Annotated in this window: 16 protein-coding genes; 12 read left to right on the top strand and 4 right to left on the bottom strand. The window is 60.2% G+C overall.

The window, feature by feature from the left end; all coding sequences use genetic code 11:
• Positions 1-19: 19 nt before the first annotated feature.
• On the bottom strand, positions 20-1,294 hold the full coding sequence (locus tag QOM08_RS13950; RefSeq protein WP_316913201.1) for an ABC transporter substrate-binding protein: 1,275 nt from the start codon (positions 1,292-1,294) through the stop codon (positions 20-22).
• A gap of 168 nt (positions 1,295-1,462) precedes the next feature.
• On the opposite strand from QOM08_RS13950, the gene QOM08_RS13945 reads away from it, so the two are divergent.
• Positions 1,463-3,025 (top strand): carbohydrate porin, encoded by a 1,563-nt coding sequence (locus QOM08_RS13945; protein WP_316913200.1) that lies wholly within the window; start codon positions 1,463-1,465, stop codon positions 3,023-3,025.
• Between the two features lie 182 nt (positions 3,026-3,207).
• Here the strand turns inward: QOM08_RS13945 and QOM08_RS13940 are convergent, their stop codons facing one another.
• Complete coding sequence (locus QOM08_RS13940; protein WP_076384631.1) at positions 3,208-4,122, bottom strand: LysR family transcriptional regulator; 915 nt, start codon at positions 4,120-4,122, stop codon at positions 3,208-3,210.
• 258 nt (positions 4,123-4,380) lie between these two features.
• Here QOM08_RS13940 and QOM08_RS13935 point away from each other — a divergent pair, with 258 nt between their 5' ends.
• The 5 genes from QOM08_RS13935 to QOM08_RS13915 all read left to right on the top strand — a co-directional run bounded on the left by QOM08_RS13935 (position 4,381) and on the right by QOM08_RS13915 (position 13,456).
• Positions 4,381-5,406 (top strand): zinc-dependent alcohol dehydrogenase family protein, encoded by a 1,026-nt coding sequence (locus tag QOM08_RS13935; RefSeq protein WP_316913199.1) that lies wholly within the window; start codon positions 4,381-4,383, stop codon positions 5,404-5,406.
• Between the two features lie 684 nt (positions 5,407-6,090).
• Positions 6,091-7,578: a hypothetical protein gene (locus QOM08_RS13930; protein WP_316913198.1), complete on the top strand. Its 1,488-nt coding sequence runs from the start codon at positions 6,091-6,093 to the stop codon at positions 7,576-7,578.
• A gap of 48 nt (positions 7,579-7,626) precedes the next feature.
• The gene (locus QOM08_RS13925; RefSeq protein ID WP_281459219.1) at positions 7,627-9,024 is read left to right on the top strand and encodes a PLP-dependent aminotransferase family protein; all 1,398 of its coding nucleotides are present in this window, start codon (positions 7,627-7,629) and stop codon (positions 9,022-9,024) included.
• Positions 9,025-9,115: 91 nt separating this feature from the next.
• Positions 9,116-10,762 carry a phosphoglucomutase (alpha-D-glucose-1,6-bisphosphate-dependent) gene (gene pgm / locus QOM08_RS13920; protein ID WP_281459220.1) on the top strand — a complete coding sequence of 549 codons (1,647 nt, stop codon included), beginning with the start codon at positions 9,116-9,118 and terminating at the stop codon, positions 10,760-10,762.
• Between the two features lie 225 nt (positions 10,763-10,987).
• Positions 10,988-13,456: a UvrD-helicase domain-containing protein gene (locus QOM08_RS13915; protein WP_316913197.1), complete on the top strand. Its 2,469-nt coding sequence runs from the start codon at positions 10,988-10,990 to the stop codon at positions 13,454-13,456.
• A gap of 63 nt (positions 13,457-13,519) precedes the next feature.
• Here the strand turns inward: QOM08_RS13915 and QOM08_RS13910 are convergent, their stop codons facing one another.
• The gene (locus QOM08_RS13910) at positions 13,520-13,798 is read right to left on the bottom strand and encodes a DUF1652 domain-containing protein (RefSeq protein ID WP_047226440.1); all 279 of its coding nucleotides are present in this window, start codon (positions 13,796-13,798) and stop codon (positions 13,520-13,522) included.
• A gap of 190 nt (positions 13,799-13,988) precedes the next feature.
• A complete protein-coding gene (locus QOM08_RS13905; protein ID WP_316913235.1) occupies positions 13,989-15,455 on the bottom strand; it encodes an MFS transporter in 1,467 nt (488 codons plus the stop codon).
• A gap of 133 nt (positions 15,456-15,588) precedes the next feature.
• On the opposite strand from QOM08_RS13905, the gene QOM08_RS13900 reads away from it, so the two are divergent.
• The 6 genes from QOM08_RS13900 (at position 15,589) to QOM08_RS13875 (ending at position 23,371) form a co-directional block, all read left to right on the top strand.
• A complete protein-coding gene (locus QOM08_RS13900) occupies positions 15,589-16,494 on the top strand; it encodes a LysR family transcriptional regulator (protein ID WP_139050296.1) in 906 nt (301 codons plus the stop codon).
• Positions 16,495-16,828: 334 nt separating this feature from the next.
• Positions 16,829-18,286: a serralysin family metalloprotease gene (locus QOM08_RS13895; protein WP_076384645.1), complete on the top strand. Its 1,458-nt coding sequence runs from the start codon at positions 16,829-16,831 to the stop codon at positions 18,284-18,286.
• 58 nt (positions 18,287-18,344) lie between these two features.
• Positions 18,345-18,767: an AprI/Inh family metalloprotease inhibitor gene (locus tag QOM08_RS13890; protein ID WP_080962867.1), complete on the top strand. Its 423-nt coding sequence runs from the start codon at positions 18,345-18,347 to the stop codon at positions 18,765-18,767.
• Positions 18,768-18,900: 133 nt separating this feature from the next.
• Positions 18,901-20,676, top strand: a complete 1,776-nt coding sequence (locus tag QOM08_RS13885; RefSeq protein ID WP_316913196.1) for a type I secretion system permease/ATPase — start codon at positions 18,901-18,903, stop codon at positions 20,674-20,676.
• The gene (locus QOM08_RS13880) at positions 20,673-22,007 is read left to right on the top strand and encodes an HlyD family type I secretion periplasmic adaptor subunit (RefSeq protein ID WP_316913195.1); all 1,335 of its coding nucleotides are present in this window, start codon (positions 20,673-20,675) and stop codon (positions 22,005-22,007) included. The genes QOM08_RS13885 and QOM08_RS13880 overlap by 4 nt, the downstream gene beginning before the upstream one ends.
• 14 nt (positions 22,008-22,021) lie before the next feature.
• Positions 22,022-23,371, top strand: coding sequence for a TolC family outer membrane protein (locus QOM08_RS13875; protein WP_305468434.1), 1,350 nt, complete (start codon positions 22,022-22,024; stop codon positions 23,369-23,371).

Below are 23,371 nucleotides of genomic sequence, written 5' to 3'. Positions count from 1 at the left end.
GAATTTCCTTCCTTGTGGCTTACCAGTTCCGGCGCTTGATGCGTGTCAGTTCGCTTTCCAGCTCCGCCAGCGCCTGATCGACCGGCACCTCGCCGGCCAGCACGCCATGCACTTGATCGAAGAAGGCATTGGAGACACGTGGATAGCGATCGGCGGTAATCGAGGCGGGGCGCATGACCCCATCCTTGAGAATGCTGCGCAGTTGACTGTAATAAGGCATCGCCGCGAGCAGCTCGGGGTCTTGATAAAGTGACTCGATCACCGGGTTATAGGCGCCGACCAGGGCACGATGTTTCTGCTGCTGAGCACTGCTCAGGTAGCTCACCAGCTGCGCGGCAAGCTTTGGATTGGCGCTGTAACGCGACACCGCCAGGCCCCAGCCACCCAGGGTGGAGGCGTGGGTGCCGGTCTCGCCACCGCGGGGCAGGGGCGCCACGCCGACCTTGTCTTTTACGACACTGTCCGGGCTTTGTACCAGGGCCCAGACATACGGCCAGTTACGCATGAACAGCGCATTGCCCGACTGGAATACACCTCGTCCTTCTTCCTCGGTGTAGTTGAGTACGCCACGTGGGGAGATGTCTCCTACCCAGCTCTTGGCCAACGTCAGCGCGGTTCTTGCGGCCGGACTGTTGACCACGATGTCACCCTGTGGGTTGACCAACCCACCTTGCGGCTGGCTGCTGATCCACTCCAGTGCATTACACGTCAGACCTTCGTAGGCGCGGCCCTGAAAGACGTACCCCCAGGCATTGGCGTTCCCGGCGCTGCGCTCAGCCTGTTGGACTTCCCGGGCGGTTGCAGTCATTTGCGCCCAGGTCTGCGGCACCTGTTTGTGGTACTTCTCGAGCAAGTCCTTGCGGTAATACAGCAGCCCCGAATCGGTGAACCAGGGCATCGTCACCAGCCGGCCGTTCACCGTGGCGTTATCCACCTGGGCCTGGAAGTAGCCCTCGGTCGCGTTGGCAGGGAGCACCTCGCGCAGGTCCATCAGATGGTTGGCCAGCATCCCCGGCCATACCATATCGATTTGAATGATGTCGATGTCGCTGGATCGGGCACTCAGGATTTGTTGGTAGAACGACAATCTTTCGGTGGCCGAGTTAGGCGTGGAAACCACTTCGACGCTGTTGCCGGTCTGCTTGGACCACGCTTCGACAGCCTCCTTGCACAGCTGCAATTCAGCACCCACCGCACCGCAGGAGATCGTCAGATTGGCGGCAGTCGAGAGGGATGGAAGCCCGACACAAAGGCCGAGCAGCGCAGCAGGAAGGAGCGATTTGAGCTGTTTCATAAAGCCCTCTTTATTTTTGTTTTTAGAAAAGTTAACGTTAACATTGCCAAATGTAGCAGCGTATTAGCGATGAGGCATCCTTTTTTTCACGGTTTTTGACAATTCAAAAGCCGAAGAAAAAAGACCATTGCGCGAACACAAAAATAAAAACAAAACAGGGAAATCCACATGCAGAAAGCATCAAGCTGGCTTCTCGCAGGCGTGCTCGGCACCGCGGCGGCCACCTCTCACGCTGCGACGCTGGAAGAACGCATGGCTGCGTTCGAGGCCCGTGCCAGCGCCGCGGAAAAACGCGCTGCGGCTGCCGAACAGCAAACCCAGGCCCTGGCCAGGGAACTGCAACAACTCAAACTCGCCGCTCCCGCGCTCCAACCGGTGGCATCCACTGCAAACGTTGCCACGCCGACGCTGGACACGCGGCTGGCAAAACTCGAAGCCCGGCAACAAAGCCTGGAAAAACAAGACAGTGGCGCATCCCTCACAGACGGATTCAGCTTCAAGGGCTACGCCCGCTCGGGGTTGCTGGTCAATGACGGTCTGGGTGGTGGTCGTGGCGGCCCTTATACAACCCCGGCCGGTTCCGTCGGCGGTGCCGTGGGGCGACTCGGTAACGAGGACGACACCTATATGCGGATCGACCTGTCGAAAGAGCAATACGCGCAGAACGGCACCCGCTCAAAATTCACCGTGTCCATTGCCGATGGCGTAGAAAGCTCCAACGACTGGACGGCCGACGAAAGCAACCTGAACGTGCGCCAGGTGTTTACCGAACTGGACCACATTGCGGCGTTCAAGGGGAACTCGGTGTTTGAGAATTCCACCCTCTGGGCAGGCAAGCGGTTTGACCGGGACAATTTCGATATCCACTGGTTGGACTCGGACGTCGTCTACCTGGCTGGCACCGGCGGTGGCATCTACGACGTGCAGATGAACAAGAACTGGCGCTCGAATTACTCGTTGATCGGGCGAAATTACGGGGAGTTCAGTGACGGCGGCGTCAATGCCGATGTTGAAAGCTACATCCTGACCTCCAACCAGTTCTTCGACAATGGGCAGTGGCAGTGGATGTTCAACGCCATTGGCGCTAAAGAAAACGACATCGGCACCCGCAACAATGAGGTGGGCCTGACACCTGCGGACTCCGGCCTGCACAGCATGGTGGCCAATCACCAGAAGAACTTTTTCGGCAGGGAAGGCTTCTTCAAAACGGCGTTGCTCTATGGGCAAGGCCTGGGGGCAGAGGTCAAGAACATCGGCTCGGACGGCGAACTGATCGACGACGCCCGCGCTTTGCGTCTGGCGCTCTATGGTGAGACGCCCATCGCTCCCGGCTGGCGCATCGGTCCCAGTCTACTGGCCGAACAGAGCAAGGACCGGTACGTCAAGGGCGACGACTACCGCTGGATGACGCTGAACGTGCGCCTGGCCAATGAAATCAACAGCAATTTCGAGATGGCCTACGAGATGAGCTGGCAAACCATGGACCTCGATCCCAAGGGTTACCTGCAACGCAATGCAGTCGACGGCAACTTCTGGAAGTTCACGGTCGCCCCGACCTTCAAACCTGATTTTGGAGACCTTCTCACACGCCCCGAACTGCGGGTGTTCGCCAGCGTCATGAACTGGTCCTCGGATCTGGACAGATACAGCGCCTCCGACTCCTTCGGCAAGGCTGACTTCAACGCAGGCGGCGTGTGGCAATACGGCATACAGATGGAAACCTGGTTCTAGTTGGACGGGGGCGTCTTCTGAAGCTGGATTCGAGATGCCCCCGGTATTGCCGCTTTGATCACGTGCGCCTTGCTTCTGTTTCCCAGGCATGAGAAGGGCAGGTCGAGCGGGCACAGGTCAGGATTGGTTGGTCTATGGCGAGTGCCTGTGAGGGACTGGGTGGTGACAGCAGCCCGGAGTTTCTACAAGCTATCCGGATCGCCAAAAAACATCTGAATCCGCGAACGCAACCAGCGCTCACCCGGGTCGTTGTCCTGGGAGCCGCGCCAGGCCATGTGCAGTTCGAAGCTGCGCACCGGAATCGGTGGATCTTCGGCGCGAACGCCGCCAGCGGCGGTCAGTGCGTCGGCGGTGTAGTCGGGCACGATGGCGATAATGTCAGTGCCCGCCAGCAACGTGCTCAGGCCATTGAACTGCGGTACGGCCAATACCACGTGACGCTTGCGGTCCAGTTTCTCCAGTTCTTCATCGATGAAACCGCTCAGGTCCCCGGCGAAGGACACCAGCGCATGGGGCCGGGCACAGAATTCGTCCAGGGTCAGCCGGCCCGGCGCGGTGTCGGCCCGCAGCACTTTGGGCATGCTGCGCCGCAAGACTTTACGCTTGGCGTTGGCCGGCAGATCCTCGGTGTAGCTGACGCCGATGGAGATTTCACCGGACGCCAGCAAGCCCGGCATCAGAATGTAGTTGACCCGGCGCACGACCAGGACAATCCCCGGAGCTTCGGCCCGCAGGCGCTTGAGCAGCATCGGCAACAGCGCGAACTCGGCGTCGTCCGACAGGCCGATGCGGAACACCGAGGTGCTGGTGGCCGGGTCGAACTCCGCCGCGCGGCTGACCGCCGTGGAGATCGAATCCAAGGCTGGGGAGAGCAGGGCGAAGATTTCGACCGCCCGGGCCGACGGTTCCATGCTGCGACCGGTGCGCACGAACAGCGGGTCATCAAACAGGTTGCGCAGGCGTGACAGCGCGGCACTGATGGCTGGCTGGCCGAGGAACAGCTTCTCGGCGGCTCGGGTCACACTGCGTTCATGCATCAATGTTTCGAACACGATCAACAGGTTCAGGTCGACACGACGCAGGTCATTACGATTCATCTGGGGTCCTGGCAGATTCAGCAAGCTTGACGTGAGCGGCCATATGAGAACAATGACCGGCATGAATCTTACGGGGAAAGACTGGTACTCTGCACCGGCTAATTGCTTTTTCTTAGGGATAGGCCCTACAAGACTGGGTTCATTTTCTTGCTGCGGAATCAATGACAGGCATGTCGACTATTAATAGCCACTGATGGTCTTGGGTACAAAGCCCGGATAGAGTTCATGGCATTAGAGGTTACTTTGACGAGGTTTGCGATGTCCCGCACGATCCGTTTTCACAAGTTTGGTGGTGCCGAGGTGCTCAAATGCGAAGAGCATGCGGCGGCTCTTCCTGCGCCAGGAGAAGTGCAGGTCCGTGTCGAAGCGATCGGCATCAGCTGGTATGACACCCTGTGGCGCCAGAATCTGGCGTCGTCCCAGGCGCGCCTGCCGTCGGGCCTTGGTCATGAAATGGCTGGGGTGGTGACGGCTGTCGGAGACGGTGTCGACGACCTGGCTCTAGGCGACAAAGTTGCCAGTTTCCCTGCCGAGAGCCCTAACGATTACCCGGTGTACGGTGAGATCATCGTGTTGCCGCGTACCGCGCTGACCCGTTATCCCGACGTGCTCACCCCGATCGAAGCCGCTGTGCACTACACGCCACTGCTGATCGCCTATTTCGCCTACGTGGACCTGGCACGGGTCAAGCCGGGGCAGTTTGCCCTGGTCACTGATGCCAGTCATTGCGCCGGACCATCCTTCGTGCAACTGGGCAAGGCCTTGGGTGTACGGGTGATCGCGGCCACCAAGACCGCTGATGAGCGTGAGTACCTGCTGTCGCTCGGCGCCGAAAAAGTCATCGTCACCGAAGAGCAGGACTTGCTGATGCAAATCAACAAGCTCACTGATAACCGTGGCGTCGATGTGGTGTTCGATGGCCTCGGCGGGCCGCAAATGTCGCTGCTCGGTGATGTGCTGGCGCCGCGGGGCAGCCTGGTGCTGTATGGCTTGCAAGGCGGCAACCAGACGCCGTTCCCGGCCTGTGCGGCGTTCCAGAAGAACATTCAGTTCTTTGTGCACTGCATCGGCAATTTTACCGGCAAGCCGGAACTGGGCATCATCCAGGATCAGGTTGCATTGCAGCGGGCGCTGCGTGATATCAATCAACTGACCGCCGATCGCGTGCTGTTGCCGCTCAAGACCCGGGTGTTTCCATTCTCCGAGTTTGTCGAAGCCCACCGTTACATGGGCGAATGCCCCTGCCGTGAACGCGTTGCCCTTCAGGTAGTCGACCCCGCCTGATTCCTCCTCCGCGCAAGAGTCAGCATGGCGACTCTTGCGCTGCCTTCGGCCTGAACCTGCTTTCCTTCCTTTCTTCTGCCATTGCCGCTCCGTTCGGCAATGACGCCCTGGTGCGCGGCAATCACGCCTTCGCCTGGGCGGTCCAGTTCACTCAACACCCAAAAAGCGTTTAATCCCCAGAGAACTGAACTGGTTTTTGCCCTCAATCTGTATCTTCTAATCGTTATTTAAGTCCTGATAATTGAACGCTGATTTCCATCTCAAGGAAGAAGTCGTGGCGCAGTACAAGTTTCTAGAGAATCGTCATCCTTCGGGCAAAGGTGCATCAAGCGTTAATTGTTTTAACGCCATCAATCGACTGTGGGAAAAACTGACTGGGGCAGGGGGACAATTGAAGTTAGGCATGTTCTTTGTTTTTCGTACTCATTGTCTGAAGGATGCTGTCGGAATCTTCCTAGGACGCAGGGCGGAATCGCTGAAACCCAATGCCTCAGCGGCTTGCAGACACGTACCGAGGCGAAGCGGGCGAACTCCCCAGCTTATGTATCAAATAATTACGACAAGCAAAGCTTGAGCGTATTACCAATACTCTTTGCAGTACTAGAACAACCTTCCAGATCAACCCGTCGCCCGGTCACGCTATGCCAGTGCGACGCCGATATTTGAATTTCCAGGTATATGGCTATGAGTTCAATTCATGAGCAGGCAATGAATCACGTGTATCAACAGATATTGCAGCGACTGTCAGGTTTTTATTCCCGCGCGGAACGGACGGCGTTGCAGCTTTTGATCCAGCGTTTAATTGTCGCCGCTGGCGGCATCGACCGGATCGGCGACTATCGTGTGTTGACGGTCCAGAACGGCAGCCGGGACAGTTTTTATGTCCTGACCGCCTTGCGGGCCGCACAGTTGAGCATCGCCGGCAGGCATCCGGTGACCTTCGACTTGCGTGTCGCCACGCCACGCCTGAGCGAAACCACCCAGGCGACCCTGGAAAACATCCACCGCTGTTACAGCGCGCTGTTCGTCTACGACGACCCCCGGGTGGAACTGCTGATGGCGGATAACCGCGAGGTGGTGCCGTTCAATCACAAGCAGCCATTGTCGGCGGCCGGGCATGAGGCCAATCGCATGGACACGCTGGTTCTGGGCCACCTTCGCTCGATCGACAGCCCCTTGGAAGTAGGCGATCACGGTTACCTGGCGATGGCGGAGTTCTATCGGCATATGGCTCGCTGGGAGCGCGGCGTGGACTCGTTAGTCAGCAGTGATACGCCTCGCGAGCAAAAACAGTTCATGTCGGGCCTTCGACGTGCCGCTCGCAAGGTCGGCCTGGCGACTGACCCGTCCAGCGGTTTCGACAGTCTCTTCGCGCAACTCGATACCTTGGGCGCTAGTCCCTACCTGGGCTTCTATGGTCAGGACCACGAGGGCGCGTGGAAACCCGAGGGGCACTTCGAGGCGTGTCGGCGCGTGAGTCACATCGGTATCGACGACCTGATCGTCGACAGTTCGCAAGAAACCAACTGGCCGCTGTTCAGTGAATTCCTTCGGGTGCGGACCGATGAACTCGTCGCATCGGCGCCGGAAAACGAATACCTGAGCCCACTGCTGTCAGCTCACCTGCATGGCCTGCAGGCCTGCTATCTGCAGGGGCGCAGCTATGAGGCAGGTTATGGCGACTATGTACAACGGGCGATCATGATCATGCATCGCAAGCAGTTGCCCGAGCACGTCTGCGAGCAGGCACGCATGCTGTTCGGCCCACCCACGGCCATCCCCGAGCGGCGCGCCCAGGCCGCCAGCGACGCGCACAAGACCCTGGGGCTCAACGAAACGCAACTGGTGTGCATGTTGTTCGCGCCCTTCGTGGAGCAAGGCGCTGGCCTGGAGCACTTCCTGCGCTGCTGTCATCCCGGCATGCTGGTGGCGATGCCCGATCTGCACAAGGCCATGCAGGGCGCGGCCATTGCCGATCAGGTGGCGCAATGGATGGTCGACGTCAGTGGCCTGTCCATCGATATGCTCGGCAAGCTGTATCGGGCGAGTATCACGCCGCCGGAGCAGGAGCAGGCGTCGGGGATGGATGCGCAGCAACCTGTCGATGACATCGACATTGAAGAAGCCGGGCAGGGCGACGATGCCATGCGCGAACGTGCGGCACGGCATTGAGGGGCAGGATTTGACGGATTCATTCGCCACGTCGCCTGGCCCAACCCCATGAAAGGTTGCCGGGAAACAGACTTCGCGTATCAGGCGGTTTATCGTTACCTCACCACCCTGATCAACGAACTGGGCGCCGACGCCCGAGTGCGTTTGCCGTCGTTACGGCAACTGGCCGAGCGCCTGAACGTGTCGATCTCTACCATCCAGTACGCTTATTCGTTGCTGGAGAAGGAAGGGCGGGTCTATTCGGTCGCCAAATCCGGTTATTACGCGTTGCCAGTACCCTGCGTCGCGACGCTGGGCGGCGGTGATGATTTGCTCGAGACCCTGTATGTCAATGCACGACGACCGGGAATGCTGGTACTCAGCGCTGACGAGCCTGCGTCGATGCAACCGCTGGACAGCCCGCTGTTGTTACTGGAGCGTGAGCTGCTGCGTCAGTATCCGCGCTCCTCACAAATGCCCTCGCAGCCTTGGGGCGAGCTGGAACTGCGCACCGCGCTGGCGGCTCGCTACACGTCTTCGCCGGCCCGGTGCTGGAACGCCGACGATGTTTATATCGGCGCTGATCTGCGCGGTGTATTGGAGATTCTGATCGCCGTGCTGGCGCTCAAGGGCGCCACGGTGCTGATCGAATCACCCTGCGACTGGACCGTCCTGCGCTTGCTGCAGGCGGCCGATATCGACGTAATCGAACTGCCACTGCTGGCGGATGGGGAGATCAATGTCGAGCAACTGGAACAATTACTGACGAGTAAAGCGGTCCGCCTGGTCATCCTGTCCTCGGTCCTGAACATGCCCAGGGGCACGCTCGTTCCTGAAAACAACCGTCGCGCCGTCGCGCGCTTGCTGGATCTGCACGGCACATGGGTGCTGGAGAACGACAGCTATACAGACCTGGCGTTCGAAGCCGGGGTGACGCCTTTTCGAGACTTGCTCGACCCGGACCGGCTGATCGTCTATTCCACTTTCGAAAAAACCATCGGCCCCGAGGCCCCCTACGGCTATGTGTTGTCGCGACAGCTGACGCTGGAGTTGCAGCGACATTTCCTGCTACGCGCGTTTCGTCTGTCACCGATTCGCCAGAAGGCCATTGCCCGTTTGTACAGCAACGGACGGATCGATCAGCACTTGCTGGTGCTGCGACGATTGTTGCGTGAAGGTGCGCTCTCGACAACGCAAATGCTGCGCGAGCGGCTGGGGGACAGCCTGCAATGGCTGGAGCCCCAAGGGGGCGCAACGATCTGGACCCGATCTTCGCGACGCGTCGATCTGCGACGGGTGTTCCAGCGGCTGCTTGCGCAACGAATCGTCATTGCGCCGGGGGAACTGTTCAGTTTGCAAGGGCTGTACGCACAACATCTGCGCCTGACCCACGCCTTGAGCGGTTCACACGATCTGGATACTGCACTCTGTGCGCTGGCCGATGCCTTGAGACTTGAGCAATCGTAATGGAGGGCGATGGATCGAACCCATCGCACCACGGTCGAACTGTCAGTAAACTGCATCCATTTTATCGAGCCACTCCATTCAGAGGTTTTGCATGACAGTCAGTCCATTTGCGGGCAAGCCGGCACCGGCAGAGTTGTTGATCGATATCCCGCGACTGGTGACGGCCTATTACACCGGCCGGCCCGACGCCTCGGTTTCGACCCAACGGGTGGCTTTCGGCACCTCCGGTCACCGTGGCAGTTCCTTCGACCTGGGGTTCAACGAATGGCATGTGCTGGCTATCAGTCAAGCGATCTGCCTGTACCGTGAAGCCCAGGGCATCAACGGCCCCTTGTTCCTGGGGATCGATACCCATGCGCTGTCTACCCCGGCAGGCGCCAGCGCGCTGGAGGTATTCGCTGCCAACGGGGTCACAGTGATGATCGCCGAGGCAGATGAATACACGCCCACGCCGGCGATCTCCCACGCCATTCTTTGCTACAACCGTGGGCGCACCACCGGCCTGGCAGACGGCATCGTCATCACCCCGTCCCACAATCCGCCGCAGAGTGGTGGCTACAAGTACAACCCCACCAACGGCGGCCCGGCCGATACCCATATCACCAAATGGATCGAAGCCAAGGCCAACGAGCTGCTGGCAAGCCAGTTGGCCGGCGTTAAGCGCATCAGCTATGAGCAGGCCCTGAAGGCCGACACCACTCACCGTCACGACTACGTCAACACCTACGTGGCGGACCTGATCAATGTCATCGACTTCGATGCCATTCGCGCTGCCGGCTTGCGCCTGGGCGTGGACCCGCTGGGCGGAGCGGGGGTGCGCTACTGGCCCGCCATTGCCGAGCATTACCGCCTGGACCTGGACGTGGTCAACACCCAGGTGGATTCCACCTTCCGCTTCATGACCGTCGACTGGGACGGACAGATCCGCATGGACCCGTCCTCCAGCCATGCCATGCAGGGGTTGATTGGCCTCAAAGAGCGTTTCGATGTGGCCTTCGCCTGCGACCCGGACCATGATCGCCACGGCATCGTGACGCCGTCCGGCGGCTTGCTGGCGCCGAACAACTATCTGGCGGTGTCCATCGACTACCTGTTCCAGAACCGGCCACAGTGGCGCGCCGATGCCGCCGTGGGCAAGACGGTGGTCAGCAGTGGTCTGATCGATCGCGTGGCCCAGCGCCTGGGGCGGCGTCTGTATGAAGTGCCGGTAGGCTTCAAGTGGTTTGCCGACGGCTTGTTCGACGGTTCCTTGGGCTTTGGTGGCGAAGAAAGCGCCGGCGCCTCGTTCCTGCGCAAGGACGGCGGTGTGTGGAGTACCGACAAGGACGGCCTGATCCCGGCGTTGCTGGCGGCCGAAATGACCGCGCGCACCGGTCGCGACCCAAGCCAGGCCTACCGTGCCCTGACCGATGAACTGGGTGAGCCGTTCTCCGTGCGCGTCGATGCCAAGGCCAGCCCGCAACAAAAGGCGCTGCTGAGCAAGCTGGCACCGGAGCAGGTTGCCTCCACTGAGTTGGCCGGGGAGACCATCCAGAACATCCTCAGCCATGCACCGGGCAATGACCAGGCCATTGGCGGCCTGAAGGTCATGACTGAAAACGGCTGGTTCGCCGCGCGGCCATCAGGCACTGAAGACATCTACAAGATCTACGCCGAAAGCTTCATCGGTGATGAGCACCTCAAGCAATTGGTGGTCGAGGCGCAGGCATTGGTCGATGGAGCCATTTCCAGTCAGTGATTCAAAACCCATCGCGAGCAGGCTCGCCCCACATTGGCGCTACGGTGCACGCCGACCTCTGTGGGAGCGAGCCTGCTTAAGGTGGGTCGGGCGACACTGATGGCCATGTGCGACAGCACTTTCACTTCATCGCCTAAATCCATGACTTAAAAGCTTTTGAGTGGAATCCGCTGGCAAATACAGACACCATAGCCGCCATGGTTCTGAACACCGGAGTCCCCCAGCGTGTCGCAACACACTCCCGATCTTCCCCCCGAACTTCTGCCCCTGGCCCAGATGCCTTTGCTCAAGCGCCTGGCCGCGCGTTTTCTGGGTCATGGCCTGACGCGACTTCGAGCCCAGCATCGGGCTTCCTGGCTACACGGCCAGGCCGATGGCTTTCGCAGCGGGCATAGCGCCGGTTTTGACTACGGCTATAAGGAAGGCAAAGCCGATGGACTGGAAGAGGGCCGGCAGGTCCTGCTGATCCGAGATTTCCGAAGCACCGAGCACCCGGCACCGAAAGCCGATGAGCTGTTGTTCGATGACTGGCGCCTGCCGTTGACCGCCGAACTCAAGAAGCGCATCAAGGCCGATGTTGCCCGATTGCTTCCCGCTCACGCCCAGCCGAGCGCCGCGCAGTGGAAAATGATCCTGAGCGATACGCCGTCTACCTCGGTCGTCGCGGGCGCAGGCGCCGGGAAATCCACAACCCTGGTGCTACGCCTTGTGCTGCTGTCCCACTACCTGGGTTTTGAGTTGGATTCGATGACCGTGGTGACCTTCACGCGGGAATCGCGCAAGGACTTCATTCACAAGCTCATTGAAGTTTTTGCCCTGTGGGGGCGGACAATCAGCCTCAAGGAAGCTCGCGATCTGGTGCGGACCTTCCATTCACGCATCTTGCCCATGGTGCGCAGTCTGCCCGGGTTTGAGCGGCTCCAGGCGTTTGAAACCCTGAGCCATCGTAACGAGACGGCTGATGATGACGCCCAGGGCAATCCCTTTGAGCTGCGCATCAACGATGCTCAGCGCCAACAGCTCAATGCCTGCTATCACGGTCTTTATCAACGCGATGAGCGTTTTCGCGAACTGATCAAACCGATGTCCCGGCACGCCTTGCAGCTCAGGGAGCTGGAACGCGACCATCCCGATGTGCAGAAACGGGTGGCCGTGACCGAACTGGCCGCCCAGCGCGATGAAGAGTTGTGCGATGCGATCGAAGACCTGTGGTTTCGCGCCGGTGCCTGGCCGATCAAGGGCATCGAGCCAAAGCGTCAGACCTTCCAGATCAACGGTGCGACGTTTCATTGCCACGGCTACGTTCCAACTCTGGACGCCTGGGTGATGCTGGGTTTCGACCCGCGGGAAGATGCCCGGATCAGCCGGCCCGGCGCCAAGCTGAGTATCCGCGCAGAGTGGGCAGTAAAGCGCACCCTGTTTCAAGCTTTCTGCTCTAAGCCATTGATATGGCTAGATAGTTATGAGGCGTCAAAGCGTGTACTGAGCGTGTTGGCCGGGGATGCCAGCGCAGGCCCTGGGTTCGACTACAAGGTAAAAGGCGAACTGGCTTCGGCACCGTTGCTGGATTGTTTCGTTGCGGCTGCCGGCTTTATCGAGAACCTGGGTCTGGACGTCCCGGACGCCGTGGGCCGGATGTGTTTTGCCCAGGATGACCCGGATCGTTATTTCTTTGAGGCCCTGAGTCGCTACTGGCGAGCATTTGAAGACCACCTGCTTGACCAGTCGCCGCCCGTCATGACCTATAACCGAATGTTCGCGTTGTTCAGTGAGCACTCCCCCGAGAACTTCAAGCTGCTGAGCGATGCGACATTGCGTCCTCTGTCGCACTTGATGATCGACGAGTTTCAGGATGTCTCGCCGCAGATTGTTTCCTGGCTTCGCGCCAGCCTGCGGGAAGTGCGCAGCCGCGGCCCTGCCATGCATGTCGGCCGAGGCGCCCAGCGTTCCTCCTTGCTGTGCGTGGGTGATGACTGGCAATCGATCTATGGCTGGCGCGGCAGTTCACCCAGTTATTTCATGGCGTTCAACAAACAGTTTCCTTCACCGGCAAACACCCGGGTCATGCTCACCGATAACTACCGCAGCCACCAGCACATCATTGACGCCGCCGAACACGTGGTGCGTGCGGCTGCGGCGATTCCCGGCAAAAAGGCCAAGGCCAGCGGCACGCCTCGAACCTTGAGCCCGGTCAATGTGTTGGACAGAGACGACGAAGGCTTGGCCAAGCGCCTGGACGAGCACTACCGCAAGGGCGATTCAATCTTGATGCTCTATCGAAAAAGCAGCGATAAGCTATTGATTGAAAAACATATTCAACCAACAGTTAATGTGGATTCTAGCTTGCCATACCCGGCGAGACGCCTCCGGCAGATGACCTACCATAGCGCCAAGGGGCTTCAGGCCGACGCGGTGTTTTTGCTCGGTGACTGCCAGCACTCCACCAGTTCCCCCTACAAGAATCAGGTCTACCGAATGGCCGGGCTTGGCCAGGAGGGCGATGCCGAGCCGTACGACACGGCACAGAAAGACGAGATTCTGCGCCTGGCCTATGTCGGCATTACCCGGGCGGTGCAGCATTGCTATTGGTATGTCGATGGGCAGGACACCCAGGTCAACAAGGCGCCCAAGGCGTCGGATCGGATAGGGACCGGCAAACCGTTCTTTGTCGATCATCGCCGCGCCCGCAGTTGAGAACTTCGGGGCACGAACAAAACTGTCAAGCAAAAAGAAGCCCACTGCTGTGGGCTTCATTTTTCAGGAGGCAAATCGTCGCAAGCCAACTGGTGGCACGAAAGCTTCCAGCTCGGCTTCCACCGCTTCGATTATTCGCTCCACGTCAGGGGCGTTCATCACTGTCGCGCAGGGGATGCCCGCAATCGCGATCATAGTCTCGCCGCTGGCACGGTCAAACAGCCGGGCGACCATACTGCCCGGTGCGTCCATGCTGGCCTCGAATCCCATGGGATGAAAATGCCAGCGCATCAACTGGCAGGCGTTGGGAAACGTAACCTTGCTGAAAGATCCTCTATTCATCTGTTGCCCACCTTCTTCATCAAGCGCTTCCGTTTGCTCATAGTCAGGAAGGAAGAGCCATCATGGCTCTACCAGTGAGAACTAAAAATAGCACCTGAAAATGAATGTCATGTGGCTTTTTTCAGGTCGTTTGGCGATTGGTTCACTTTTTTTGATCTGCATCACGACTTATGCCGTTTTGATCCTGGCCTCACTTTCTATGGGCGAAGATGTCATCACGCCCATCCAGAGGCTCTGGTTCACGGCATTTCAAGACAACGACCCAAGCCAGCAACATCAAACACGTGGCAACGATGAAGGTGAGATGCAAGCCATTTACCACTGCTTCGGGAGCTGCCTGGGCGATACCATTCGTCGGTACAGAGAGCGCAAACACCGCACCGAGCGCCGATGCTCCGGTAAAGAAACCCAGATTACGCGACAGATTGAGCAGCCCTGAGATGACGCCGCGCTTGCCCGCGGGCACGTCCGCCATCACCGTTGTGTTGTTGGCCGTCTGGAACAGCGCATAGCCAAGGGTCGTTACCGCGATAGCGGCGACATAGCCGCCCACACCGAGGGTCGGTGACATCAACGACAGCATCAGGCAGCCGAGAATCATGATCAGCAGCCCAACGAGTCGCACGGGGCGCACGCCAAAGCGGTCCACCAGGCGCCCGGCAGGCACCCCCGTCAGGGCAGCGACCGACGGTCCTGCCGCCAACACCAACCCCACCAGCGCGGCAGGCAGCCCAAGGGCGACGGATAGATAAAAAGGCCCCACCAGCAGCGTCGCCATCATGACCGTTGCCACCAGAGCACTGGTCACCAGCCCGGCAACCAGCGACCGGTCCCCAAACACCCCCAAGGGAATCAACGGCGACGCGACCCACCGTTGGGCCATGACAAACAGACCGCCGCCCAGGATCGCCATCAGCAACAGCGCAATGTTCGGCCAGCCGAAGTCGCCTCGGCCCAACGTCGTGGCCAATGCATAGGCAGCAAGCGTCGCCGCCAATAACAGCGTACCCAGGGTGTCGAAGCGGGGGCGCGCGACCGATCCCTCCGGTTGCCGAGCCGGCAGTGAACGCCTGGCCAGTCCGAACGCCAGCAGTCCAAGCGGAACGTTAATCAAAAATAGCGCCTGCCAACCGAAACCGCTGATAAGTGCACCACCCAGAGAGGGGCCAAGGGCGGTGCCCACCGCAGATAGGGTGCCCAACAGCCCCATCGCGCTACCGGTCTTTTCCTCGCTGACGGTTTCACCCACCAGGGCCAAAGTCAGCGTCATCATGATCGCCGCTCCCAAGCCCTGTAACGCCCGACCAGCGACCAACAGCCAAAGCGAGGGCGCCATGCCGCAAAACGCCGACGCGAGGGTGAACAGCACGATCCCGGCCAATAGCAACCTTCCACGCCCGAGCAAATCGCCCAATTTTCCGAGGCTGACAATCAAGGTGGTAATCGCCAGTAAATAGGCGAGAACGACCCACTGAACCTGCTGGAAGGAGGCCTCGAACGCATGGGCCAGCGTCGGCAAACCGACCGTCACCACGCTGGCGCCCAAGGAGGCCAGCAAGGTCGACAGTGACAGGCTGGCCAAGGCCCAGCGCGGTGAAAAGACCCGCTGGGTGCCCGTCGCGCTCGACAGGCTGGATTGGGTATTGGCTGGTTTCATCATGTCCCCTGACTCTGACGCTCTGAAAATGGAGCTGTCAGAACGGTACGCCCGGGCATAACATGGCGGAAGACGCATGGATTGCACTTTATAACTGCATGCAGCGCCACCTATTCCAATCCAGGACTGCGCCATGTCCACACCCGACCTCAATCTGCTGATTACCCTCGACGTCTTGCTGGCGGAAGGCAGCGTGGCCCGAGCCGCTCGGCGACTGCGACTCAGCCCCTCGGCCATGAGCCGGGCGCTGGCGCGGTTGCGCGAAACCACGGGTGATCCACTGCTGGTTCGGGCTGGGCGCGGCCTGGTGCCCACACCCCGCGCCTTGGCGTTACGCGAGCAGGTCAGCCAACTGGTGCAGGATGCCCAAGCGGCGCTGCGGCCGTCCCAGGTGCCGGATCTGCGCCGGCTGAGCCGCACCTTCACGCTGCGCACCCGGGAAGGGTTTGTTGAAAACTTCGCCATCGACTTGATTGCCCGTATCAGCGAACAGGCGCCCGGTGTACGCCTGCATTTCCTGGACAAGGCCGACAAGGACAGTACGGCGTTGCGAGAGGGCACCGTGGACCTGGAAACGGCGGTCGTGGACAAGGACACCAGCCCGGAGCTACGAACCCAGGCGTTGTTCACTGATCGCCTCATTGGCGTGGTGCGCGCGGATCACCCGCTGAGCCAGGCCGAGGTGTGTGCCGCCGGTTATGCAGCGGGCGAGCACATCGGCGTTTCCTTGCGGGGCCTGGACCACAGCGCCCTCGATCAAGCCTTGCGGTCCTTGAACCTGACACGGCAGATCGCGATCACCGTCCCGGGCTTCTCCACTGCGCTGGGCCTTGCCCGGTCCAGCGACCTGATCGCCAGCGTGCCTGAGCGCTATACCACCCGCCTGCGTGCCGGCATGCACAGCTTTGCGCTGCCGTTTGCGGTGCCGACATTCACGATTTCCATGCTTTGGCACCCCCGAATGGATGCAGATCCTGTGCACCGCTGGTTTCGTGGTTGTCTGCGGGAAGTGTGTTCCGGCAAAACCGTAGAGATTTAGAGGCCATTAATTAGTAGCGTTTCGCTGGCACTTAGTTGCTAAAAGTGCGACGTGATTGGCAAATAGGTGGATAACCTCATTTAATATTTAAATAGAGTTTTGTCCTACAATCTTTAATGTCGCCGGCGAAATACCTGTACTAACGGGGCGCCGTGTATCTTTTGCCGTTGTTGAAGGCGAGAGTGTGTAAAAGGGTCAAAAAAATTCGCTGGACGTTTGATTTCCAATTGTGTCAGTTTTCTTGCGTCCTCAATTGGGCGAGTGATAGGACGCTCTCGCCAGAGATTGTTCTATCTGACAAAAACTGTTCCATTGCAAACAAGGAAGTGTGTTTATGTCGAAAGTCAAAACCAGCGCTATTGATTCTGCCGAACAAATGCTCTGGGCGCCGCAGTCACTGGCGGCGGCCAGCAGTGCATTCAATCAGATCAATAGTTTCAGCCACCAATACGATCGGGGTGGCAACCTGACCGTCAATGGCAAACCGTCGTACTCGGTGGACGAAGCTGCCACCCAGTTGCTGCGCGACGGTGCGGCTTACCAGGACCGGGACGCCAGCGGCAAGATCGAGCTGACCTACACGTTCCTGACCTCTGCCTCCTCGAGCACCATGAACAAGCACGGCATCAGCGGTTTCAGCCAGTTCAGCGCGCAACAGAAAGGCCAGGCGGTCCTGGCCATGCAGTCCTGGGCGGACGTGGCCAATGTCACGTTCACTGAAAGGGCCAGCGGTGGCGACGGCCACATGACCTTCGGCAACTACAGCAGCGGCCAGGACGGCGCCGCGGCATTTGCCTATCTGCCCGGCACGGGCGCCGGTTATGACGGAACCTCCTGGTACCTGATCAACAGCCGCTACACCCAGAACAAGAATCCGGAACTGAACAATTATGGCCGCCAGACCCTGACCCATGAAATCGGTCACAGCCTGGGCCTGGCGCATCCTGGCGACTATAACGCCGGTGAAGGCAGCCCGACCTACGATGACGCCACCTACGGTCAGGACACCCGTGGCTACAGCCTCATGAGTTACTGGAGCGAAACCAACACCAGCCAGGACTTCAGCAAGGGCGGCGTCGAAGCCTATGCCTCGGGTCCGCTGATGGATGACATTGCGGCCATTCAGAAGCTCTACGGTGCCAACACCAGCACCCGGACCGGCGACTCGACCTACGGCTTCAACTCCAACACCGGTCGCGACTTCTACAGCGCATCCTCGTCTTCGGACAAAGTGGTGTTCTCGGTATGGGACGCCGGTGGCCGCGATACCCTGGATTTTTCAGGCTTCACGCAGAACCAGAAGATCAACCTCAATGGCGCCTCGTTTTCCGACGTTGGCGGCATGGTGGGTAACGTTTCCATCGCTCAGGGGGTGACCATCGAGAATGCCATTGGCGGCTCGGGCAGTGACTTGCTCATCGGCAACTCCGTGGCCAACGAACTCAAGGGCGGCGCCGGCAACGACATCCTCTGGGGCGCGGGCGGTGCCGACAAACTGTGGGGCGGTTCGGGCTCGGACACTTTCGTGTTCGCGGCCAGTTCTGACTCACGACCAGGTGCGGTCGATCAGATCCTCGATTTTGTCAGCGGTCTGGACAAGATCGACCTGACCGGCATCACCCAGGGCGCGGGCCTGCACTTCGTGAATGCGTTCACCGGTGCGGCGGGTGATGCGGTGCTGTCGACATCGGGTGGCAACAGCCTGCTGTCGGTGGACTTCTCCGGGCACGGCGTGGCTGACTTCCTGGTCAGTACCGTCGGCCAGGCGGCTGTCTCGGATATCGTGGCCTGATGTCCCCGATCCCGTGGGAGCGGCCAGCGCTCTTGCGGGATCCTTCAGGATTGAACAGATGTGCAGAAATCCCCAGCCCCAAGGCGTCCAGGCAAGTGCCTGGTTACTCGCTACGCTGATGATGTTTACCGGAGAAGCCGCCATGGCGCGCAGCCTGTTGTTAGCAGAACCTTCCCAGTTGGCCGGTCAGTGGCAGGCTGTTCTGTCGGGGCCGCAGGAGCCTGCGCAAACCCCGCCGTCCAGCATCTGCCTTGTCGAGCTCAGGGCAGATCAAACCCTGGTCGGGCAAACCGCCTGCCTGGGACAGTGGCTGGGCGATGAGCCGGTCCATTGGTTCACCGAGCCAGACGGTCTGTCACTGATTGGCAAACAGAACAGCCGGATTCACTTGCAACTGCGTCAAGAACAACACTATCAAGTCACCTTGAAATCAGGTCAGGTAGTGACACTCGAACGGAGCCCACCCCAAACCATTCCTTAACACGTTAGTACAGTTTGCGAATGCCCCAGGCGCGCCTGTTTAAACAGGCGCGCAGCGCACCGCGGCCCGATGTAAATCATTTAAAGATTGGCAAGTTGAATAACCTGGCAAAGCCAACAGCAAGGATATCTTCATGAACATGACAAGGCGCGCTGCGACGGTGCCGCTGTTTAGAGCGCTGGGCGACTATAAAAATATTCTGATCAGCGTCGGTTGTTTTACCGCACTGATTAATGTCCTGATGTTGGCGCCTTCGATTTATATGCTCCAAGTGTATGACCGGGGCCTGTCATCACAAAACGAAACCACGCTGTGGATGTTGTCGTTGATGGTGGTGGGCTTCTTCGTATTTATCGGGCTGCTGGAAATGGTGCGCAGCTTCATTGTCATCCGTATCGGCAGCCAACTGGAAAGGCGCTTGAACCTTCAGGTGTACAAGGCCGCGTTCGAGCGCAACCTGCGCCAGGGCGAGGGCAACGCCGGGCAGTCGCTGGGTGACCTTACCCACATCCGCCAGTTCGTCACCGGACCTGCGCTGTTCGCATTCTTCGACGCCCCGTGGTTTCCCGTGTATTTGCTGGTGATCTACCTGTTCAACGTGTGGCTCGGCGTGTTCGCCAGCGTTGGCACCTTGCTGCTCATTGGCTTGGCCTGTCTGAACGAAGCCATGACCAAAAAACCGCTGGGGCAGGCCAGTGTCTACTCGCAACAGTCCAGCCAATTGGCGACCAGCCACTTGCACAACGCCGAGACCATCCAGGCCATGGGCATGCTCGGCGCGTTGCGCGGGCGCTGGTTTGCCGTGCATTCGCGCTTTCTCGGCCTGCAAAACCAGGCCAGTGATACCGGCGCGGTGCTCAGTTCCCTGAGCAAGACCCTGCGCCTGTGTCTGCAATCGCTGGTGCTGGGGTTGGGCGCGTTGCTGGTGATCAAGGGCGACATGACCGCCGGAATGATGATTGCCGGCTCGATCCTGATGGGCCGGGTGCTAAGCCCCATCGACCAGTTGATCGCCGTGTGGAAGCAATGGAGCGGGGCCAAACTGGCTTATCGCCGTCTCGATGCGCTGTTGCAGGCTTACCCAGCCCAGGACGAAGCGATGACATTACCGTCGCCCAAGGGCCAGGTGAGCTTCGAACAGGTCAGCGCCGGCCCGCCGGGGCAGCGCAACGCGACGCTGCATCAGCTCGGTTTCAGCCTGAGCGCCGGGGAAGTGCTCGGGGTGCTGGGGGCGTCGGGGTCTGGTAAATCGACCCTGGCCCGTGTGCTGGTGGGGGTGTGGCCTACGTTCGGAGGCACAGTGCGGCTCGACGGGGCCGACATCCATCGCTGGAACCGCGACCAGCTCGGCCCGCACATCGGCTATCTGCCCCAGGACATTGAGCTGTTCAGCGGCAGCATTGCCGAGAACATTGCCCGTTTCCGCCAGGCCGATCCGCAAAAGGTCGTCGCCGCCGCGCAACAGGCCGGCGTGCATGAACTGATCCTGCGCATGCCCCAAGGCTACGACACCGTGCTGGGAGAGGATGGCAGCGGTTTGTCCGGCGGCCAGAAACAGCGCGTCGCCCTGGCCCGGGCCATGTACGACCAACCGAGCCTGGTGGTGCTCGATGAACCCAATTCCAATCTCGACACGGTCGGTGAAGCGGCACTGGCCGGCGCCATCGCACAGATGAAAGCCCAGGGCACCACGGTCGTGCTGGTGACCCATCGCTCCTCGGCGCTGGCTCAGGCCGACAAGCTGCTGGTGCTCAATGAAGGCCACCTACAAGCGTTCGGTCCAAGTCAGGAGGTGCTGCGGGCATTGTCCGGCCTGCCGCCATCGCAACGCGACAAACCCCAGGCAGCCCCCAACGGACTGAGCATGAGTCGCCAGTATTCGGCTGCCAGCAAACCCAGCGGCGCATGAGCAAGGATAGCGACATGAATCTGCAACACTCTCAAGACCTCGAACATCCCGAGCGCGATGCCCGTTTCTTCACCCGCCTGGGGTGGACACTGGCGCTCATTGGCGCTGGCAGTTTTTTCACCTGGGCCAGCCTGGCGCCGCTGGACCAAGGTATTGCGGTGCAAGGCACCGTGGTGGTGTCCGGCAAGCGCAAGGCCGTGCAATCGATGAGCAGCGGGGTGATCAGCCGGATCCTGGTGCGTGAAGGCGAGGCAGTGAAACAGGGCCAGCCGCTGTTCCGCCTGGACCAGACTCAGACAGCCGCCGATGTGCAAGCACTGCAGGCCCAGTACCGCATGGCCTGGGCTAGCCTGGCACGTTGGCAAAGCGAGCGGGACAACCTCCCACAGATCAGCTTTCCGGCCGAACTGAGCCACGACCCCGACCCGCGCCTGGCGCTGGTGCTCGAAGGCCAGCGGCAGTTGTTCAGCAGCCGCCGCGAAGCGGTGGCCCGGGAGCAGGCCGCGTTGCGCGCCAATATCGAAGGTGCCACGGCGCAACTGGCGGGCATGCGCCGGGCTCGCAATGACCTCAATGCCCAGGCCCAGTCCCTGCGCCAGCAGCTAAGCAACCTGCAACCGTTGGCAGACAACGGCTACATCCCGCGCAATCGTCTGCTCGATTATCAACGGCAACTGTCGCAAGTGCAGCAGGAACTGGCGCAGAACAGTGGCGAAAGCGGCCGGGTGGAGCAGGGCATCGTCGAGTCCCGCCTCACGCTTGAGCAACACAACGAGGAATACCAGAAGGAGGTGCGCAGTCAGTTGGCCGAAGCGCAGCTCAAGAGCGAAACCCTGCAACAGCAACTCAAGTCTGCCGCGTTCGAGCTGCAACACAGCGAGATCCTCGCCACCGCCGACGGCATCGCCGTGAACCTGGGCGTACACACCGAAGGCGCCGTGGTCCGTCAAGGCGATACCTTGCTGGAAATCGTGCCCCAAGGCACGCGACTGGAAGTGGAAGGGCGCCTGCCGGTCAACCTGATCGACAAGGTGGGCACCCATTTGCCAGTGGACATCCTCTTCACCGCCTTCAACCAGAACCGCACGCCGAGGGTGCCGGGGGAGGTCAGCCTGATTTCCGCCGACCAGATGATCGATGACAAGACCGCCGAGCCGTATTACGTCCTGCGCAGCAGCGTCAGCGAAGTGGCGATGGAAAAACTCAACGGACTGGTGATCAAGCCCGGAATGCCGGCGCAAATGTTCGTGCGCACCGGCGAGCGCTCGCTCATGAACTACCTGTTCAAACCGCTGCTCGACCGAGCCGGCTCCGCGTTGACCGAAGAATGAGGATGTTCGGGGGTATGAAGGGACGTAACTGGCTCGCCGCGCTAGCGGCGGTTATCTGCAACAGTGCCTGGGCCATGGGCCCATTCGAGTTCTATGAACAAGCCCTGCGCAATGACCCGGCCTACCTGGGCGCGATCAAGGAGCGCGATGCCGGCCTGGAGAACCGCGCCATTGGCCGCGCCGGGCTGCTGCCGCACCTGGGCTACAGCTACAACAAGGGCCGCAACCAGTCCAAGGTCACCTACCTCAACGACCGCGGCGCCAGCCAGCATGACGACCGCAACTACAGCAGCTATGGCTCCAGCCTGACCCTGCAACAACCGCTGTTGGACTACGAGGCCTACGCCGCCTATCGCAAAGGCGTGGCCCAGGCGCTGTTTGCCGACGAAAACTTTCGTGGCAAGAGCCAGGAGTTGCTGGTGCGGGTGTTGAGCGCCTACACCCAGGCGTTGTTCGCCCAGGATCAGATCGACATTGCCCAGGCCAGGAAGAAGGCTTTCGAACAGCAGTTTCATCAGAACGAGCATCTGTTTGCCCAAGGCGAAGGTACGCGCACCGACATCCTTGAAGCCGAGTCGCGCTATGAGTTGGCGATTGCCGAAGAGATCGAGGCCCGCAACGAGCAGGACGCATCCTTGCGCGAACTTGGCTCGTTGATTGGCGTCCCGACCCTGAACATCGGCGACCTGACGCCCCTGAGCGAAACGTTCCAGACCTTCACCCTGCAACCGGCCAGTTTTCAGACATGGCACGAACTGGCCGTGAGCAACAACCCGACCCTGGCATCCCAGCGCCAGGCCGTGGACGTGGCGCGCTACGAGGTCGAACGCAACCGCGCCGGACACCTGCCCAAGGTCAGCGCCTACGCGACGATGCGCCAGAACGAGTCGGAAAGCGGCAACACCTACAACCAGCGCTACGACACCAACACCATTGGACTTGAGATCAGCGTGCCGTTGTACGCCGGTGGAGGGGTCTCGGCGTCGACCCGTCAGGCCAGTCGCAACATGGAGCGGGCCGAATATGAACTGGACGCCAAAACCCGGGAAACCCTGATCGAGCTGCGCCGACAGTTCAGCGCCTGCCTGTCGGGGGTGAACAAATTGCGGGCATACCGCAAAGCCCTCAGCGCTGCCGAGGCGCTGGTGGTGTCGACCCGGCAAAGCATCCTCGGTGGCGAACGGGTCAACCTCGATGCCCTGAACGCCGAAGAACAGCTCTACACCACCCGACGCGACCTGGCCCAGGCCCGTTATGACTACCTCATGGCCTGGACAAAGTTGCACTACTACGCCGGCACCTTGGGCGCGCAAGACCTGGCCCAGGTGGATGAGGCATTTGTGGCCCCGGCGCTGACGCAATGA

Origin of the sequence: Pseudomonas sp. P105 (assembly GCF_032614175.1) — a bacterium.
Taxonomy (GTDB): domain Bacteria; phylum Pseudomonadota; class Gammaproteobacteria; order Pseudomonadales; family Pseudomonadaceae; genus Aquipseudomonas; species Aquipseudomonas rhizophila.
The sequence above is the reverse complement of the archived record's forward strand: the minus strand, read 5'-3'. Positions and strand labels throughout refer to the sequence as shown.

Excerpts from the sequence above, each read along its gene's own strand:
- QOM08_RS13950 (WP_316913201.1), bottom strand. The coding sequence starts at position 1,294 with ATGAAACAGCTCAAATCGCTCCTTCCTGCTGCGCTGCTCGGCCTTTGT.
- QOM08_RS13945 (WP_316913200.1), top strand. The coding sequence starts at position 1,463 with ATGCAGAAAGCATCAAGCTGGCTTCTCGCAGGCGTGCTCGGCACCGCG.
- QOM08_RS13940 (WP_076384631.1), bottom strand. The coding sequence starts at position 4,122 with ATGAATCGTAATGACCTGCGTCGTGTCGACCTGAACCTGTTGATCGTG.
- QOM08_RS13935 (WP_316913199.1), top strand. The coding sequence starts at position 4,381 with ATGTCCCGCACGATCCGTTTTCACAAGTTTGGTGGTGCCGAGGTGCTC.
- QOM08_RS13930 (WP_316913198.1), top strand. The coding sequence starts at position 6,091 with ATGAGTTCAATTCATGAGCAGGCAATGAATCACGTGTATCAACAGATA.
- QOM08_RS13925 (WP_281459219.1), top strand. The coding sequence starts at position 7,627 with ATGAAAGGTTGCCGGGAAACAGACTTCGCGTATCAGGCGGTTTATCGT.
- pgm (WP_281459220.1), top strand. The coding sequence starts at position 9,116 with ATGACAGTCAGTCCATTTGCGGGCAAGCCGGCACCGGCAGAGTTGTTG.
- QOM08_RS13910 (WP_047226440.1), bottom strand. The coding sequence starts at position 13,798 with ATGAATAGAGGATCTTTCAGCAAGGTTACGTTTCCCAACGCCTGCCAG.
- QOM08_RS13905 (WP_316913235.1), bottom strand. The coding sequence starts at position 15,455 with ATGAAACCAGCCAATACCCAATCCAGCCTGTCGAGCGCGACGGGCACC.
- QOM08_RS13900 (WP_139050296.1), top strand. The coding sequence starts at position 15,589 with ATGTCCACACCCGACCTCAATCTGCTGATTACCCTCGACGTCTTGCTG.
- QOM08_RS13895 (WP_076384645.1), top strand. The coding sequence starts at position 16,829 with ATGTCGAAAGTCAAAACCAGCGCTATTGATTCTGCCGAACAAATGCTC.
- QOM08_RS13890 (WP_080962867.1), top strand. The coding sequence starts at position 18,345 with ATGTGCAGAAATCCCCAGCCCCAAGGCGTCCAGGCAAGTGCCTGGTTA.
- QOM08_RS13885 (WP_316913196.1), top strand. The coding sequence starts at position 18,901 with ATGAACATGACAAGGCGCGCTGCGACGGTGCCGCTGTTTAGAGCGCTG.
- QOM08_RS13880 (WP_316913195.1), top strand. The coding sequence starts at position 20,673 with ATGAGCAAGGATAGCGACATGAATCTGCAACACTCTCAAGACCTCGAA.
- QOM08_RS13875 (WP_305468434.1), top strand. The coding sequence starts at position 22,022 with ATGAAGGGACGTAACTGGCTCGCCGCGCTAGCGGCGGTTATCTGCAAC.